General features: G+C 39.1%; 13 protein-coding genes. 5 read left to right on the forward strand and 8 right to left on the reverse strand.

The features are described from left to right. Positions 1–27: 27 nt before the first annotated feature. The 3 genes from glmS to QV280_RS11005 all read left to right on the forward strand — a co-directional run bounded on the left by glmS (position 28) and on the right by QV280_RS11005 (position 4,168). Positions 28–1,860, forward strand: coding sequence for a glutamine--fructose-6-phosphate transaminase (isomerizing) (gene glmS, locus QV280_RS10995; protein WP_152819410.1), 1,833 nt, complete (start codon positions 28–30; stop codon positions 1,858–1,860). Between the two features lie 232 nt (positions 1,861–2,092). After that, entirely contained in the window at positions 2,093–2,926 is an 834-nt protein-coding gene (locus tag QV280_RS11000) for a hypothetical protein (RefSeq protein WP_216643765.1), read from the forward strand. Between the two features lie 30 nt (positions 2,927–2,956). Beyond that, positions 2,957–4,168, forward strand: a complete 1,212-nt coding sequence (locus QV280_RS11005; protein WP_152819409.1) for an IS256 family transposase — start codon at positions 2,957–2,959, stop codon at positions 4,166–4,168. 115 nt (positions 4,169–4,283) lie between these two features. Here the strand turns inward: QV280_RS11005 and QV280_RS11010 are convergent, their stop codons facing one another. The 4 genes from QV280_RS11010 to QV280_RS11025 all read right to left on the reverse strand — a co-directional run bounded on the left by QV280_RS11010 (position 4,284) and on the right by QV280_RS11025 (position 10,540). Continuing rightward, the gene (locus QV280_RS11010) at positions 4,284–7,151 is read right to left on the reverse strand and encodes a type I restriction endonuclease subunit R (protein ID WP_367869537.1); all 2,868 of its coding nucleotides are present in this window, start codon (positions 7,149–7,151) and stop codon (positions 4,284–4,286) included. Between the two features lie 63 nt (positions 7,152–7,214). Beyond that, on the reverse strand, positions 7,215–7,700 hold the full coding sequence (locus QV280_RS11015; RefSeq protein WP_216643764.1) for a four helix bundle protein: 486 nt from the start codon (positions 7,698–7,700) through the stop codon (positions 7,215–7,217). Next, positions 7,664–8,971, reverse strand: coding sequence for a restriction endonuclease subunit S (locus QV280_RS11020; RefSeq protein WP_172972772.1), 1,308 nt, complete (start codon positions 8,969–8,971; stop codon positions 7,664–7,666). Before QV280_RS11020 ends, QV280_RS11015 begins: the two co-directional genes overlap by 37 nt. Positions 8,972–8,983: 12 nt before the next feature. Further along, positions 8,984–10,540 carry a type I restriction-modification system subunit M gene (locus QV280_RS11025; RefSeq protein WP_152819407.1) on the reverse strand — a complete coding sequence of 519 codons (1,557 nt, stop codon included), beginning with the start codon at positions 10,538–10,540 and terminating at the stop codon, positions 8,984–8,986. Positions 10,541–11,138: 598 nt separating this feature from the next. Here QV280_RS11025 and QV280_RS11030 point away from each other — a divergent pair. Both QV280_RS11030 and QV280_RS11035 read left to right on the forward strand, forming a co-directional pair. Further along, complete coding sequence (locus tag QV280_RS11030) at positions 11,139–12,494, forward strand: site-specific integrase (RefSeq protein ID WP_021712364.1); 1,356 nt, start codon at positions 11,139–11,141, stop codon at positions 12,492–12,494. Positions 12,495–12,577: 83 nt separating this feature from the next. After that, the gene (locus QV280_RS11035; RefSeq protein WP_021712365.1) at positions 12,578–13,252 is read left to right on the forward strand and encodes a hypothetical protein; all 675 of its coding nucleotides are present in this window, start codon (positions 12,578–12,580) and stop codon (positions 13,250–13,252) included. Between the two features lie 585 nt (positions 13,253–13,837). On the opposite strand, the gene QV280_RS11040 is transcribed toward QV280_RS11035, so the two are convergent. From QV280_RS11040 to QV280_RS11055, 4 genes are all read right to left on the reverse strand, one after another. Beyond that, the gene (locus tag QV280_RS11040; protein ID WP_021712366.1) at positions 13,838–14,269 is read right to left on the reverse strand and encodes a hypothetical protein; all 432 of its coding nucleotides are present in this window, start codon (positions 14,267–14,269) and stop codon (positions 13,838–13,840) included. Between the two features lie 271 nt (positions 14,270–14,540). Continuing rightward, a complete protein-coding gene (locus tag QV280_RS11045; protein WP_021712367.1) occupies positions 14,541–14,996 on the reverse strand; it encodes a hypothetical protein in 456 nt (151 codons plus the stop codon). A gap of 533 nt (positions 14,997–15,529) precedes the next feature. Next, positions 15,530–15,967 carry a hypothetical protein gene (locus QV280_RS11050; protein WP_021712369.1) on the reverse strand — a complete coding sequence of 146 codons (438 nt, stop codon included), beginning with the start codon at positions 15,965–15,967 and terminating at the stop codon, positions 15,530–15,532. Between the two features lie 924 nt (positions 15,968–16,891). After that, positions 16,892–17,179, reverse strand: a complete 288-nt coding sequence (locus QV280_RS11055; protein ID WP_021712370.1) for a hypothetical protein — start codon at positions 17,177–17,179, stop codon at positions 16,892–16,894. Positions 17,180–17,213 lie beyond the last annotated feature (34 nt).

A 17,213-nucleotide genomic window follows, 5' to 3' on the forward strand; every position in this document is an offset into this window, starting at 1 on the left:
TAAAGAAGACAAACTGGAGAATATAAAATGTGTGGAATTGTTGGTGCAGTAGCACAACGTGATGTAGCTGAAATCCTTGTTGAAGGTTTACGCCGTCTTGAATACCGTGGCTATGACTCTGCCGGTGTTGCAGTAGTAGATAGTGAATCAAACCTAACTCGCGTGCGTCGCTTAGGTAAGGTTCAAGAACTTGCTGATGCCGTAAACGAGCAGCACGTTGCGGGCGGTACAGGCATTGCACACACACGTTGGGCAACTCACGGTGAACCAAGTGAAGCAAATGCTCACCCACACATGTCTGGCGATATTGCAGTTGTACACAACGGCATCATTGAAAACCACGAAGAACTGCGTGAACTATTAACTGGACGTGGTTATGTGTTCACTTCTCAAACAGATACTGAAGTTATCGCTCACCTAGTTGAGTGGGAACTGAGAACTTCGGCTTCATTGATTGAAGCTCTACAAAAAACTGCAAAACAACTTGAAGGTGCGTACGGCACAGTAGCCGTTGATCGTAAAGATCCTAGCCGCATCGTAGTTGCTCGCTCTGGTAGCCCAATTGTTATTGGTCTAGGTGTGGGTGAAAACTTCCTAGCCTCTGATCAGCTAGCACTGCTTAACGTAACTCGTCGCTTTATCTACCTTGAAGAAGGTGACATTGCCGAAATCACTCGCCGTGAAGTGTCTATCTTTGATGCAGAAGGCAATGCAGTTGAGCGTGAAGAGCACGAATCTAACGCTGAACACGATGCCGGTGACAAAGGTAAATACCGTCACTTCATGCAAAAAGAGATCTTTGAGCAACCTGCTGCGCTTATCAGCACTATGGAAGGTCGTCTATCTGCCGATGCTGTTATCACTAACGCGATTGGCGTAAAAGCAGAAGAAATCCTAAGCAAAGTAGAACACGTACAAATCATTGCTTGTGGTACTTCATACAACTCAGGTATGGCCGCTCGCTACTGGTTTGAATCTATCGCTGGCGTAAGCTGTGACGTAGAAATTGCCTCTGAATTCCGCTACCGCAAATTCGTGACTCGCCCTAACAGCTTGTTAGTGACACTTTCTCAATCAGGTGAAACAGCCGATACACTGGCCGCACTACGCCTAGCTAAAGAGAAAGGCTACATGGCCGCAATGACCATCTGTAACGTGGCAGGTTCATCACTGGTTCGTGAATCAGACTTCGCCTTCATGACCCGCGCGGGAACTGAAATCGGCGTAGCATCAACCAAAGCATTCACAACCCAACTTGCAGCAATGCTAATGATGGTAGTCTCTATTGGTCGCTTGCAAGGTCGCGTAGATCACGCGCAAGAAACAGAAATTGTTAAAGCACTGCACGAGCTACCAACCGCTATCGAAAAAGCGCTAGCCTTCGACAAAGAAATCGAAGCACTAGCGCCTGATTTTGCAGACAAACACCACACCCTATTCCTAGGTCGCGGTGAGTACTACCCAATTGCAATGGAAGCCTCTCTAAAACTGAAAGAGATCTCTTACATTCACGCAGAAGCCTACGCCGCTGGCGAGCTAAAACACGGTCCTCTAGCGCTAATTGATGCTGATATGCCTGTAGTCGTCGTTGCACCAAACAACGACCTACTAGAGAAGCTAAAATCTAACGTTGAAGAAGTACGTGCCCGTGGCGGTCTACTGTATGTCTTTGCTGATGAAGAAGCCGGCTTTGAAGGCGACGAAAACATGAAGATCATCAAAATGCCTCACGTCAGTGAAATCATTGCCCCAATCTTCTACACAGTACCAATGCAATTGCTGTCGTACCACATTGCATTAATCAAAGGTACTGACGTTGACCAACCACGTAACCTAGCGAAAGCGGTAACGGTTGAGTAAGACTCAATAATTCGCAAACGATTCTGTAAGGGGCTTCTAGCCCCTTTTTTGTGCCTGCCTGTAGCATGCCTGTAGCATGCCAGAAAGTACTATTGGCACACATTAAAGAGTGCAAATTTAGTCACTGAAGATAGATCGATCTGAGTAATGTTGAATTTTTTCTTCTTAGATACGGCATCAAAAAATCATATAGCTACAATGGCATCAACAAGTTACAAAGAAGGATGACAAAGTGCTATTACCCAAGAATAATCCTACAGATTTCTGTCAAGCGTTCATCAAACGAGAATTAGAAGATTTCAAAGAATCTAAAATATATATGAATTACTGGCCAATTATGGAAAGAATGATCGACCGTAGGTATGAGCTCAATACAGTTTATGAAGAGATCATTAGTAAATATGGCTACTCTGACAAGCAATATTGTGATTATGTTTGGCTAATTCTTGAGCATATTTGGTTTAGTGTTGATTACGCAAAAATAGAAGTTGAAAAAGCAAAGGCTGAATTAAAAGAGATAAATCAACTCAGTGAAGAAATTGAAACTCTTGCTTGTCGTCTCTCCACTGCATTAGCTAGACAGAATGAACTTTTTGAATATTCGGGATTCAGAAAACCAGATTATCAGACAGTGTTAGATATGGTAGAGGAAGCTAACGAGCACAACTATTTATATCAGTCTCATGTATCTGATCAAATACGGTTATTGGGGACTCGATACGATTTGAAATATTGGCCGAACCGTTCTGATTTAGTGAAATCTATTGCTAAATTTGAAAAGCGACAACCTCAGCCAGCACACTCAGAATACCCAGAAACAGTATTACAGGGGCGCGCTTCTGACATAAAAGACTTTGTCATTGCTTTTGACGCAGCATTTGATGAACTTAATGGGTTACCAACTGGGTTTAGGTTCACTAATAACGCAATGGCTGACATTCTCAATGTAATACTAGATTTACCGCTTGAAAAACTCACTACAGGAGAAGCAATTAGGGTGGTTAGAAATAGGCAACGCAAGAAAGGCGTATCTGGAGACTGTCCTAAATTCTGTGTAATTGCCTAAACTAAGCCTTAAAGGCTAAGGATAGGCAATATGAATAAGAAAGAACTTGAAGCTTTCGCTAAGGAAGCCGCTAAAGGAATTAAAACTCCTGAAGACTTAACTGAGTTCAGCCAAATGCTGAAGAAAATCACGGTTGAGGCTGCTCTCAATGCAGAGATGGATGCGCACCTTGGCTACGAAAAACATCAGCCCTCTAAGTCTAATAATTACCGCAATGGTAAGAGCAGTAAACGCGTAAAAACCGAAGATGGAGAGTTTGAACTCGATACTCCTCGGGATCGCCTTGGCTCATTTGAACCTAAACTGGTCAAAAAACACCAATCACGATTTACCTCTATGGATGACAAAATCTTGTGGCTCTATGCCCAAGGAATGAGTACTCGCGATATCGTCAATGCCTTCGATGAATGGTATGGCGCAGATATATCACCGAGCCTCGTATCACGAGTGACAAATGCAGTGATAGAAGAAATAGTTGAGTGGCAATCTAGGCCACTTGATGCCATTTACCCCATCGTTTATCTCGATTGTATTGTGGTCAAGATCCGCCAAGACAAACGTATCATCAATAAGTCGGTCTTCCTCGCTCTAGGTATTAACACTGATGGTCAGAAAGAACTCATGGGCATGTGGATAGCAGAAAACGAGGGTGCGAAATTTTGGTTGAGTGTTTTAACTGAGCTCAATCAACGTGGTGTTGAAGACATTCTTATTGCTTGTGTGGATGGATTAAAGGGTTTTCCCGATGCCATCAACACAGTTTTCCCCCAAACGCATATTCAGCTGTGTATCGTCCATATGGTACGAAACTCATTAAAGTATGTGTCATGGAAAGATTATAAGGCCGTCACAGCTGACCTAAAGCGTGTGTACCGCTCAGCTACAGAAGATGAGGCTTTACTTGAGCTAGAGCGCTTTGGCGAAGCCTGGGATAGTCAATATCCACAAATATCCAAGTCCTGGCGCAATCATTGGCAGAACCTCAACACGCTGTTCAACTACCCTGAAGATATCCGTAGAGCTATCTACACAACTAATGCTATTGAATCTCTCAACAGCGTGATACGTAAAGCACTAAAAAAACGGAAGATCTTCCCAAACGATGAGGCTGCAACAAAAATGGTATACCTAGCGATTAAAGACGCCAGCAAGAAATGGACGATGCCCATTCAAAACTGGCGTCAAGCTATGAGTCGGTTTATTATCGAGTTCGAGGAACGTCTCGAAAAACACATTAACTAAATGGCAATTACACAGAATCTGTTACAGCCTCGAAAAAGCCTGTTTATCTTAATCAGTAAAGAGGTTCTGTATGATAAAAGTAATCTCACCAATCGGCTTCTTGATTCTCATATCACTAGAACCCTTCAACAAAAGTTTCAACAAAGCTTTTCAATCTATCGCTAATCCTAGGCAATATTGTCCTTCTCGATCTAAAAGTCATCCTCTCGGTGGTTAGTTGAGCAATATCATCGGATTTCAAACGTTCAACATCCAAACCATTTTCGAGTTCAATGATCATTTCGCTAAACTTATCAGTGTCCAGATTCTCCTCTAGAACAATCTGCTGCAGCTCTTTTTTCTTTTGCTCCTCGATATACTCATCAAATTCTTCGCCCTGAACGATGCCTTGCATGCTCTTCTCAATAAAGCCTTCGATGAGTTCACGTTTACTGTGCAAAGATGGCTCTGTGGCAAGTAGGTTAGCAATCACTTGGCGTTTTTTATCTTGGGCTTCTTTGCTTGGCTCTTCGAGCATGGTTTGCAATAGGTGACGAATGTAGCCAACATTTACGTTATCTCGTTGCAGCAACTCAAGTTCAAAGTCGATATTGTCTAGGATGGATGCTTTATCGGCTGGCCCTTTTTTCAGCTCTCTGGCGAGATCGCTGTACTTAGATGCATAATCGACAAATTCCTGCTCAGAGATACCCAGAGTTTCAATATCAAAATCACTGAAAGTTTCCAGTTGATTCTTCAGTCTCATCAAGATGCGAAACTGTTTTACAAACCCGGCTTGCAGGTCTTCATTGGGCAGGTCATCAACACTTTGTACATCGGGCACAATGGCTTTTAATGCCTCAAGAGCCTTGGCAAAGTCGTCGGTTAAACCATTAAGATCAGGGACTTCTATGTACTCTATCGGTTGCTTGTTAGAGAACAGGGTAAAGGCTTCATCTGCTTGCGGTTTAAGGTTGCGATAGCACATCACGTTGCCGTGCGACTTCACGGTGCCATTTAAGCGGTTGGTGCGAGAAAAGGCTTGCACTAAACCATGATATTTAAGGTTTTTGTCGACATAAATGGTGTTCAATCCCGGCGCATCAAATCCGGTTAAGAACATATTCACCACCAGCAAGATATCAATTTCACCATCTTTAGTGCGCTTGGCAATGTCTTTGTAGTAGTTATAAAAACTGTCGGTGTCTTTGGTTGAATAAGAAGTGCCAAAGTTATGATTGTAATCATCAATATAAGAATCTAGCTTATCTCGGCTATGGTATTTGGCGCTGGCTTCATTAACGCCTTTTATATTGATGTCAGCTTCATATTCTTCCTCTTCGTTGACCCCGTAACTGTAGATAGTGGCAACATTAAGCTTATGTTGTCCTTCTTCTTTTAATGCTTTTAACGTGTCGTAGTAAGTGATCAAATCGGGCACACTAGCCACACACAGCATGGCATTAAACTGACCCTTGGTTTTATGTCGATGGATACCAATCAGGTGTTCACACACCTTTCTGATCCGTTTAGGCGAGCTAAAGAACTCACTAATATCGATACTGCTAACATCAACGTCTAGATCCGTATCACGCTGTTTAAGCTTGCCGTAATATTCAATGGCAAATGGCAGTACGTTGTCATCTCGAATCGCATCCACAATCACGTAACTATGCAAACGTTCACCAAACAGATCTTTGGTGGTTTTCTTGTGGCTTTTCTCGGCTTTAGTGGTTTGGTTTTTTATCTTCTTAGTGGTGGCGTTATCGGCAAAGATAGGCGTACCGGTAAACCCAAACAGCTGAGCATTTTTAAAGAACTCAACAATGTTCTGGTGTGTCTCACCAAACTGGCTCCGATGACATTCATCAAAAATAAACACCATACGTTGGTTGGCAATATCTTCGATCTGCTTTTTATAGTGGCCCTTGGTCACTAGGTTATTAAGCTTCTGAAGTGTGGTAACAATTAGCTTAGAGTTACGGTTCTCATTAACTGCTTTACCCTTCTCTGCTTTGCCTAGAAATTGGTTCAATAAACTCTTGGTGTTGTCGGTGCTATCAACACACCCTTTGAGGAATGAATTGAACTCCTTGGCAGTCTGATAATCCAGATCCTTCCTATCCACTACAAACAGGACTCTATCAACATCATCCAATTGTGTGAGAAGTTGAGCTGTCTTGAAGCTAGTAAGTGTCTTACCACTACCTGTTGTATGCCAGATGTAGCCATTCTTATTGGTAGTAGCCACTTGGTTCACAATGGCCTCAACAGCATAGAACTGGTACGGACGTAGAACCATAAGGAACTTACCTGTCTCGTTCTGCACTATGTATCGTGACAGCATCTTAGTCAGGTGTTCTTGGTTCAAGAAAGCACTAGCAAACTGAGGCAGAGCATTGATCTTCTGGTTCTCTACATCAGTCCAGTGGAAGGTTTGTTTGAATGACAGTTCTCGGTTGTTTGAGAAGTACTTGGTGTTTACACCATTAGAAATCACAAACAGTTGAACGTAGTTAAACAGTCCACCCTCTGCACCAAAGCTATGCTTGTCGTAGCGTTTGATCTGGTTGAATGCTTCTGCCATTTCAATGCCACGGCGTTTCAGCTCAATTTGAACCAAAGGCAAACCATTCACTAGTATGGTTACATCGTACCTGTTCTCGTACTTACCATGGATCGTAATCTGGTTCGTAACTTGAAAGATGTTCTTCTCTGGTTCAGTAAACAGCAGAGTCAGGTAACTAACTGTACCGTCCTCGTGAACCACATCTACCTTACCTCGTAGTCGCTTGGACTTATCGAAGATGTTGCCTTTCTCAAGGCTTATGAGCACACTTTCGAACTCACGTTCAGTTAACTTAATATCATTAGCTCTCTCTAGCTGAACCTTCAGGTTAGCCTTGAGTGCATTTGCATCCTCAATTACCACTGGTTCAAAGCCAAAGGTGTTCAGTTGTGCAATGAGATCGTTCTCTAGTTGTGCTTCTGATTGAGTCATAATAGTTGAAAGTTGATAAGTGAAAGTTGATAGCTAAGAGCTAAAAATAGAGCAAAGAGATAAGCACTATTTGTTTAAATTTTGCTTGCTGGTTTTTACTATACTAACCAGTAGTTTAAGTATTTCAATACTATCTGGAATGATCGACTGGGATTGCGTATGTGACAGGTATTCAGAATCTCTAAGCAACTCCAGCCAATAAACGGTTTCATTGGCTTCTTTCAAAGCAATATTCATCTTATTAATAAAATCTGCTTTTGATTGAGCATGCTCAGCTTCTCGTACCAATGCCCCTATCGCAGTACCACTTCTAAGTAATTGCTTAGATAGTACATATTCACGCTTTTCACTCTGCAAAAACTGATACAGCTTGATAATCCGTAGTGAAAAGTTGTATGACTTTATTTTTATTGCACCGTCCATGGTGAGCCTTTTATTAGTTGAAAGTGGTAAGTTGAAGGTTGAAGGTTGATAGTGGCAAACATCACTGTCAACTATCCACTCTCCATTTTCAATTAAACAAACATCTGTTGTAGCAAGCCTTTCTTCCACTCTTTGGCTTTCTCAAGTTCAGAGTTTGTTAGGTCTATCTTCCGATCGATGGAAGATAGAAATTTAGCTATTTTGGTTTGCTCAGCTAACGACGGTATCAAGAGTCTAATATCTTTGATATCCTCTTGCCCTATAGTGGTCATTGTGCTTTGCTTACCTCTTGATATTAAAGCCTTTCTTGATGAATAACTTCGTAAGTAGTTTGCAAAGTAGTAAGGTGAAATCATGTCTAATTTAGGGCTGAATTTTATCAAATGACCATCATAGGTAATATCATCATCGTTGGATAAATTCACATTACTGTAGGCAATACCGCTAGGTACGAGTGAAGAACGGGTAAAGAAAATGTCACCATACTTTACTTGGTTATTAGAAAATTCTTTTTCACTTAGATCAAGGAGTGATAATGTCAATGTATCAATGAAATTACCTGAATACATATCCTTTACATTTATCAATTTATAGCCCTTACCAATCCTTTTAGGGTCGTTGAAAACACCATTTGATAGACGCTGATCTGCTAATTCAATCAGAGTTTTCTCTTCCCAATCAGGAAACTCGCTATCATCAGCCTTGAATCGTAGAGTTGGTGGAATGAAGGTTAGCTGTCCATCTTCTTTCCCATCAACATAGCCCCACTTACCATTGAACAACTGTTGCATCACACCTTTCTTGTACTCAGTGAGCTTATCTTTTTTCTCTGAAAGTAGGCTGATTTTCTCGTCTACCTTTGACAAGAATGAGGCTATTTTTTGTTGTTCAGGCAGTACCGGAAGGCTTACCTTTATATGGTTAATTTCAGAGGGAGCTAAGTTCGGTGGATCTGTACCAGCGATATTTTGAACAATACTTGTAATCACACGATTACATTGTACTTGATAGTAAACGTAGTCTAAGTGTTCGTTTGATAGTAACTTCGCTACTCTCTGGTTCAACAATGAGTTTTTTGATTCCTCATCGATATAAGCAATTTTCAATTTTCCATTGAGTACAGGGCGAGTCAAAGCTACAACTATATCCCCTTCATCCAACTTGAATTTCTTATACTTTTCTAGAAACCCAACTGGCAGATATGAGATATTCTTATCAGAAATTTCTTGGATGCCAACATCAGCAATTTTGATCCAACGTACACCATTACCCACCGAATCCGTGCTTTTGAATGCAAATCCATTAAAGAGAGAAAGTACGTTTTTCAGAGTGGTTTGCTGAAGGGAACTTTCCTTAAACTCGTCAAATCTAAGTTTTGGCACATTCACATGTTCTGTCATGACATACCTACCTTAGAATGGAGCTTTGATATTAAGCTGAGAACAGAAGTCAGCAATGTCAGCATCAACTGAATGCATCTCGGTTTCAAGCTCAGTCAAGTCAGTAGCTACTGCTTCTAGATCTACTGATTCCTCTTCCTCAAAGGTATCAACGTATCGAGGGATGTTGAGGTTATAGTCGTTCTCGGCAATCTCAGACAAGTCAGCCACATGAGCAAACTTCTCTACTGGTTCACGCTTGGTGTACGCCTCAATGATACGATCTACATCTTCATCTCTCAGGTGGTTCTGAGCTTTACCTTTCTCGAAGTGGTTTGAACCATCGATAAACAATACGTCTTCAGTGTGAGTACGATTCTTCTTAAATACCAAGATACAAGTAGGGATACCTGTACCAAAGAAGATACCGGCAGGTAAGCCAATTACTGCATCAAGGTAGTTCTTCTTCTCGATTAGGTGTTTACGGATATGTCCTTCAGCCGCACCACGGAACAGGATACCGTGAGGGACTACAACAGCTAGAGTACCGTTCTGGTTTAATTGATGAACCATGTGAAGTACGAATGCAAAGTCAGCTTTAGTCTTAGGAGCAAGCTTGCCGTAATCTGCAAAACGTTCATCATTCAGTAGTAGTTCGTTTGCACTCCAATTAGCTGAGAATGGAGGATTAGCTACAACAGCATCAAAGCGTTGATCGAGGTGCATTGGGTGTTCAAGAGTATCGTCATTCTTAATATCAAACTTATCGTAGCGAACACCGTGCATAAGCATGTTCATTCGAGCAAGGTTGAATGTGCTTGGGTTTTGTTCTTGACCTGTAAATTGAAGATTGTGACTAGCTTTATTTCCTGAACTATCAACCTCACGAGCAACACGAAGTAGCAATGAACCAGAACCACACGTAGGGTCATATACAGACTTCACATTACCATCGATGCTCACCAACTTAGCAAGAATCTTACTGACCTGCTGAGGTGTATAGAACTCCCCTGCTTTCTTACCTGCACCCGATGCAAACTGACCAATCAGATATTCATAAGCATCGCCAAGAAGATCAATCTCTGTATTCTCAATCTGGAAGTCGATGTTCTCTAAATGAACCAGAACCTGACTAATTAACTTATTACGAGAGTCAGGGTTCTTACCTAGCTTGCTTGAGTTGAGTTCTAGTTCTTCAAACAAACCATTGAAATCATCTGCTGAGTCAGCAGAGGTGGTTGATTGTTCAATGTCGTTAAGTACACGGCTCAGTTCATCAAGAATAAACTCATTCTTCTGACCACGCTCAGCTAGGCTTGAGAACAACTGGTTCGGAGCTACGAAGTAGCCTAGGTTCTCAACACACTCTTCATGTAGTTCTTTGATTAACTCATCGTCAGATTCAACGAACTTGATACCATCTTCAGCAAGCAAGTTGTCACAGTAAGTGTTTAGTTTTTCCGAAAGATACTTGTAGAAGATCAACCCTAGTATGTAATCACGGAAGTCATCTGCCGACATATTACCTCTGAGTGTGTTGGCAATATTCCAGAGCTGTTTTTGTAATTCTTGTTGATGTTCACGAACCATGACGTACCTATAAATGGGAATGAATAGCTTGAATAATAAAAGTGCTTAACTGAGCTCATAGCACAAACCGATACAAGCTAAGATAAATTTTTCTACGCGTACTATATAACGGCTCAAAAACAAAATCCGACGCTCAATATCAAATTACCTCGATTTAACGAGTATTTATGAACAAATAGTGAGTTTTGCTGGAGAAAGTTTCTGTGGCAAGGAAGCCACAGCAAAGCCATCATGGATGATTTCACGGCGTCTTTCGTAAGCAAAGCTCATTATTTGCCCACCTTCCCCTTAATTACCCCGAATTTACGCTACGTAAAGAGAACGTTCGAATATAAAGAGACACAAGAAAGGTTTCTTTTAGCGGGAGATTTTACAGAAAATAAAGTAAAGAAAGGAGGCTAACTATTTGATTACGCTAGATACAACAAAGCCCCGACTTTCGTCGAGGCTTTATCATTTAAATAATGGTACCGGTGGGCGGACTTGAACCGCCACGCTCGAAAGCAACGGATTTTGAATGCATAGCCCACCTGTTGACACCTTTAATAACAGTAACTTATAATTAAAAAACACAATCTATGCAAGGGACTATGCAAAAATGGACAATGAAGGTTATCATTACAAACATCTTCAGAAAGGACTTTCAATCTATAAGCAAAAGCAGAGTAAAAACTACTATCTATACCTTCGAGGCACTTATCAAGGAGCTCCAATAGAGCGTAGATTTAGCCTGAGAACCAGTAATGAACAAGAAGCTGAACAGCAAGCATATCGGCATTATTTTAACATGAGGGATGGTACGCCTTCTAAAGAACTTGAGGCACCATCAAAAAAGCTCAAGCTTTCTAGTATCTGTCAAAAAATCATCGAGCAACTGGATAAAGACGTCCAGCAAAGCTCCAAAAAAAATCCTCAGCCCAAAACACATATAGCATGTATCAAAAATGATATCCTTCCTTCATATGGAGATCTGCCTATAACTAAGTTTAAAAGTAAGCAGATAAAAGAAATCTTTAATACAGCTAAAAACAAAACCAAATTGAGTAATCTAAAAAAGATAATTAATGATATTTTTACATATGCCTACGATGAAGAGTTGATAAAAAAGGGGGATATACCTGATGTTAATCATAAAGGGAAATTTAATGATCACAACTCTAGAAAACCTTTTAGTAAAACAGATTTAGATAATATTAAACGAAATTTACCACTATTTATTGATGAAAGTGCGAATGAAACAGTAGCTCAGAATCGTTTTTTATTATCTATTGCATTTGACTTTCTATTGCTTACTGGTTGTCGACCTGGAACAGAAATTGATGGGCTAAAATATGGATGCATATCCAAAATCACAGAAAGAAATGGGGATAATAACAACTTCAAACTAACATTCCCTCAATCAAAAACAGAAAACCACAAAAAACCAAGAACAATACAAATAACTAGAAGTGTATTTTGTCTCTTTTTAAAAGTACATATGAAATTTAACCCCAACGTATACAAACATTTAAATGAAAGCTATAAAAAATCGACACAAACAATAAATGGGAAACATTTATTCTATAAAGATAGTTCTTTAAGCAATGAATATGATAATGTTTTTTTTAAATCTATAGATAAAGAACAATTTATATTTAGGCGACCTAGTCATCCTAACCTAACTCTTGGTTGGAGTAAATTTTTCAAACAACTAATGAGTAAACTAAACTTCGATTACACCTTATACTCATGTCGCCATTATTATATAACGAAATTATTAAAAGCTAATGTAGACATTCACACTGTAGCATTACAGTGTGGCACCTCAATAAAAGTCATTGAAGATTATTATTCAGATATGCAAGCATATGATGCAAGTGACCGAATTTTGCAACAAATGCCAAGAGAAAGTATCGAATTTGAGGTGGTTCGTAATGGTAAAGTAACAAAGGTTCATACTTTTGATTTGAAATGAGTGAAAATGTGACAAGCATATATAATACTAATTTTATATTGATATATAATTAGTATTATATATATCAATATGAATATTTACATATGACTATTTCAAATATCGCTAAAAAGTACAGTCTAACTATTAGCTTTGTTTTTATTTTATTCTATTCATTATATCCAATATACTCTGAAGCTAAAAATAATGACTTATCGATCGCTTTAAAAAAAATAACCTCAATTGACGGATTTCAAAGATCAGGTTTACCACTTAAAAACGACGACTGTAGTAATGGCTTGTCTAGAGGTGTAATGCATTACTCATATGATAACCTAGGTAAAAGCGGTGTTCAGTATTACATTATTGAAAAATGTAAATACCGAACAATATTTATTGATAAAGAGTCGATTGTTATAGCTGATGATAGTTCTGATGTACTAGGTTTAGAGCAAGAATTTTTAATAATCAGTCTAAGTAACAGTAATATAAACAACATTCTTAGTGAAATAGGACTATCTGATTATATTTTTTTTCCAAAGAAACTAAGCTTTTATTACAACTATACAATAAACAATGTATATGCTGGTATATCAGAAACAGATAGTGGAGCAGGAATTATGATAGATCTACAATATTATGATCTATCTTCACTATATGCTAGTAGTCTTAATGAGTTTGAAGAAAACAAACTATTATCTTCACTTAAATATTTATTTAATACTAATGACAAGAAAAACAATGGATATATAGCAACTATTCGAACAAGGCGTTATTTATAATGGTTATTTTGAATTAATCATACAATGCTACCTGATAATAATATGAAGTAAAAAAATGGAGACTGTTCTTAATTCTATATAATTGCCTAAACTAAGCCTTAAAGGCTAAGGATAAGCAGTATAAATAAGAAAGAGCTTAAAACTTTAGCTAAGGAAGCCATTAAAGGAATTAAAATACCTGAAGACTTAACTGAGTTCAGCCAAATGCTGAATGAGGGTGCTCTCAATGCCGACATAGATGAGTATGGCGCAGAGATATCACCTAGCCTCGTATTGCGAGTGACAAATGCGGTGATAAAAGAGATAGTCGAGCGGTAAACTAGGCCACTTGATGCCATTTACCCCATTGTTTATCTCGATGTATTGTGACCAATATCTACCAAGAAAAACGTATTATCAATAAGTAGATCCTCCTCACTAGACATTAACACCGATGGTCAGAAAGAACTCATGGGGATGTGGATAGCAGAAACCGAGACGCTGGGTTATATGAATCCCTAAATTTGAAAAGTACGAATTATCTTTAGTATCGTATTCATTTAACTCTAGCTCACTATTGCAAGGCTAAACACTGTCTTCGAAGGTTTATTTCTTTAAACGTAGGCTGTCTTTATGAACTCTAGTTGGAACGGCATGAGGAAAATTTACCAATGCCGTTTTTCCTTCGTTCTCAAGTATCACTCCAATTCCAAGGTCTTGATGTCCAATATAAAATACTGAATCCCCAACATTGAATTGCAGGTGCTCCTTGTTTACCTGAGTTGTCGGTGTGGGATTAGCTGCTTCATAAGCAACTTTAACTTCATGGGCAACTTTAGCTTCATCAACAATAGATGTCGCTCGCAACTGAATGTATATGCTCTCGCACTTGTCCATATTTCCTTCAGACAAAGCTTTTGCTTTAGTCCATAAGCCTTTTCTGATCTCACCTATCTCAAGTTCATCTGCGACAAGGTCGTATACCCACTCTTCTATAATACGTTTTTTTGAGCTTCTATTTTTAGTAAAAAATCGCATTGCTTTGATGTTCCAATCCCAAGATAACTTATTAATTTATCGATACTACTTACTTAAATCCACTAGCGCCAACACGTCTCTGGACAAAGCTTTGTCAGTTGTATTACTAAATTAGGATATAACGGGTTAGCTGAGATATGAGAAAGTAACGCCGTATTAAGTAGCCAAAAACCAATGCGATACACTTTGCAGAGCGAAATCGGCATGCGTTTTTGGTCTGTCTTAAACACTTTGTTATATTTTATTTCCCGCAACCCTATGATTATAAACCCTATTTTATAAAATGAATATCTACATAGTCAATGACTTCATGCTTTCTATGATTCTGTAACCGCCAATATTGACGTTTCCCATGAGCTTTAAAAACAAATGTGCCTGTACGATAAAGAACTTCACCACCATTAATATGGTGAATTCGCGTGACTAAATCCCCTGTTATTCGTAATTCACGCTGGCTAATCACGACTACATTGCCACTGAACTTCATAAAGTTTAATTCATTATCAACTCGTTCTTCTTGATAGCCTTTTGCTACAATTCCGTCACCTAAACGGCTAAATTCTATTTTCCCACGATTACCCACTCTGGAATTATCTAACCACTGAAGAGTAAAGTCATGAGTGCCAATTATGGCTTTGTTTACAAAGTGTTCTGAGACATTACCAGCTTTCAATGAAAAACTAAGAAGTAATAATACAATTCCCAACCCATTTATGACGTGTTTCAAGTCTGCTTCCTTTTATTTAAGATGACTGATATATGACTAATTTTCGCTAAAATATAACGCCTAAATCAGGTGCGCCGTAGGCTTCACCTGGATTTACTTGTTAAATTTGTACTTGCTGGCAACGTATTTGGTCGAGTTCTCAATATTTGGAAATACAGTTCTTTCATTAATATTCAGTAAATCCAATTCATCTAGAATAGCCGACTTATTTTTTATTGTTATCCGCTCAACTTGAATTTCAGGAGTTCCTTGTCCGTCTAGCACTGCATCAAGACCAAATAGTAAAAATGCTCCGATTATGAAATGATACAAAATAACTCTATACTTGCTCGAAAAATGTTGGGGGCTTGCGTATTTCAGGCAAAGATCATAAACGATGCCACCAAAATTTTTGACTTTTGATTTCCTTTAGCTATTTTGTTGCAGATTTTCGTCTAAAATTTCCCAAAAGGCATTCCTTGTCACAATTCACTTGGGTCGGGTGCAACTTGAACAGTTAGAACAAGTTGCACTAATGCTACTTGTAATTATTCTCAGTTGATATCTCTCAGAAATACAATTTTACCATCACGGAAATCACGCACCTGTTGAGCAAGCCCTTCGATTTCTTCACGCGCTTTAATAAGCTTTATAGCTTTATCATGCTCCATTTTTGGCAAAGCTCTCTGCAGGAACTGTTCAGTAATCAAAACCATCGAAAATAAGTAAGTGAAACGCTCATCAACATTAAACGCCAAATGTCTAAGTGAGTTAGTTTTGTTGTTTTGAATATCAGTGATGTGGCCAGTTAAGAATGCTTGATCTAACATCCCTTGCACGAGTGTATGATTGCCAGTTTCATTTGGATCAGGTAGTAAGCAAAACGAATCATCAAAATAAGCATCCAGCACTAAATCAACCAACTCATGCGCTTTTTTGCCAAACTCAAAAGTTGATACTTTCTCTTTAAATATATTGCTAAAGAAACCCATCTGATTACCCCCTAATCGCACTTATATTCCAGTAAGATAGTTAAATCATTGCCAAGTCCAAACCATCTAACTTGTGGTATTTCGGCTTTATGTGGTGAGTCATTGCGCTAATAGCCGTGTTGTACATATCTCGAGTAAATATTTCAGGTACTCTAGAATTGCTTTAGCGAAATTACCAATCTCAATATGGACGCATTATACTGTATAAGCATCCATTAACCGTGATGAGTATCAATTATGCGTAAGGTTGCTTGGTAAGTTTACGATTTTGTTAATTGGGTAAATGATAATTGTAAAGGCCATCACCATACGCCTTAATATCTACGTTAAGTTCATCCATAAACAATGGAAAGATTTGGAAACTTTGGGGCAATTCTGAGTTCCCCCCCTCCCTCAACCGCTTTTAAAAACTCAAAAACCAAACAAAAGTATCTATCTTAGCTTTCTATCACTTACCTATTAGGCGTGGAGCTTCCATTTTGTTGCTCTTAAATCCATAAAGTAACTTTCCGTTCTACTCACAAAAAAAGCATCCTATTCCCTTCTATCGGAATACAATGTTCGCTATACGTCCGTATTCTGATTGCTTAAAATCACCACGTAGAAGATCAGCGACTGACCATACAAACGAAGCTATTGATGAGTGGTTATTATGAGTTTTACCTTGAGACATACAAAACAGACTCTTTCAGAGAGAAAAATTGCATGAATTATCCAGAAATAAGCACAACTATTCTGTAAACGATATCAAAAAGAGTTGGATAGAGCATCCGTGGGTGGTTCGTCTGCGTGGCACAGGAGGCTTTTGCAGGCTCAAGGGATGCACTAGGCAAACTACCAGAGTTAGCCCCTGTCTATGGGACGTCACAATAAACAAATCACGATGGTATCAGCAAAACCATCGTGATCTATCTTTGATACAGCCTAGAATGGAAGGCGAGGGGTACACAGCGATTGTATTTTGTCTTCTATCTTACATAGCAATTCTGTTTCGGTTGGCTTGTGGTTTGTCATTCTGGCTTGCTCTAGAATAGAAACCATAAACCAAGATAGAGCATAGGGATCAACATGATCACTACGACTCATTACCATATCACTTAAATCTTCATGCATAGCATGAATCCATTCAAGTGATGCGATTTCAAAGTTGGCGTGGTCCATTATATCTAAGCAAGTGCTCGTACAATGGATACTCTCTTTACTAAACTCCATAAGCTTCCCTCTTACCCGTAAGTATCAGGTTTTG

This window comes from Vibrio sp. B1Z05, from assembly GCF_052955985.1.

Coding starts and splice junctions, on each gene's coding strand:
- glmS (WP_152819410.1), top strand. CDS start 28: ATGTGTGGAATTGTTGGTGCAGTAGCACAACGTGATGTAGCTGAAATC.
- QV280_RS11005 (WP_152819409.1), top strand. CDS start 2,957: ATGAATAAGAAAGAACTTGAAGCTTTCGCTAAGGAAGCCGCTAAAGGA.
- QV280_RS11020 (WP_172972772.1), bottom strand. CDS start 8,971: ATGACAGAACATGTGAATGTGCCAAAACTTAGATTTGACGAGTTTAAG.
- QV280_RS11025 (WP_152819407.1), bottom strand. CDS start 10,540: ATGGTTCGTGAACATCAACAAGAATTACAAAAACAGCTCTGGAATATT.
- QV280_RS11030 (WP_021712364.1), top strand. CDS start 11,139: ATGGACAATGAAGGTTATCATTACAAACATCTTCAGAAAGGACTTTCA.
- QV280_RS11035 (WP_021712365.1), top strand. CDS start 12,578: ATGACTATTTCAAATATCGCTAAAAAGTACAGTCTAACTATTAGCTTT.
- QV280_RS11040 (WP_021712366.1), bottom strand. CDS start 14,269: ATGCGATTTTTTACTAAAAATAGAAGCTCAAAAAAACGTATTATAGAA.
- QV280_RS11050 (WP_021712369.1), bottom strand. CDS start 15,967: ATGGGTTTCTTTAGCAATATATTTAAAGAGAAAGTATCAACTTTTGAG.
- QV280_RS11055 (WP_021712370.1), bottom strand. CDS start 17,179: ATGGAGTTTAGTAAAGAGAGTATCCATTGTACGAGCACTTGCTTAGAT.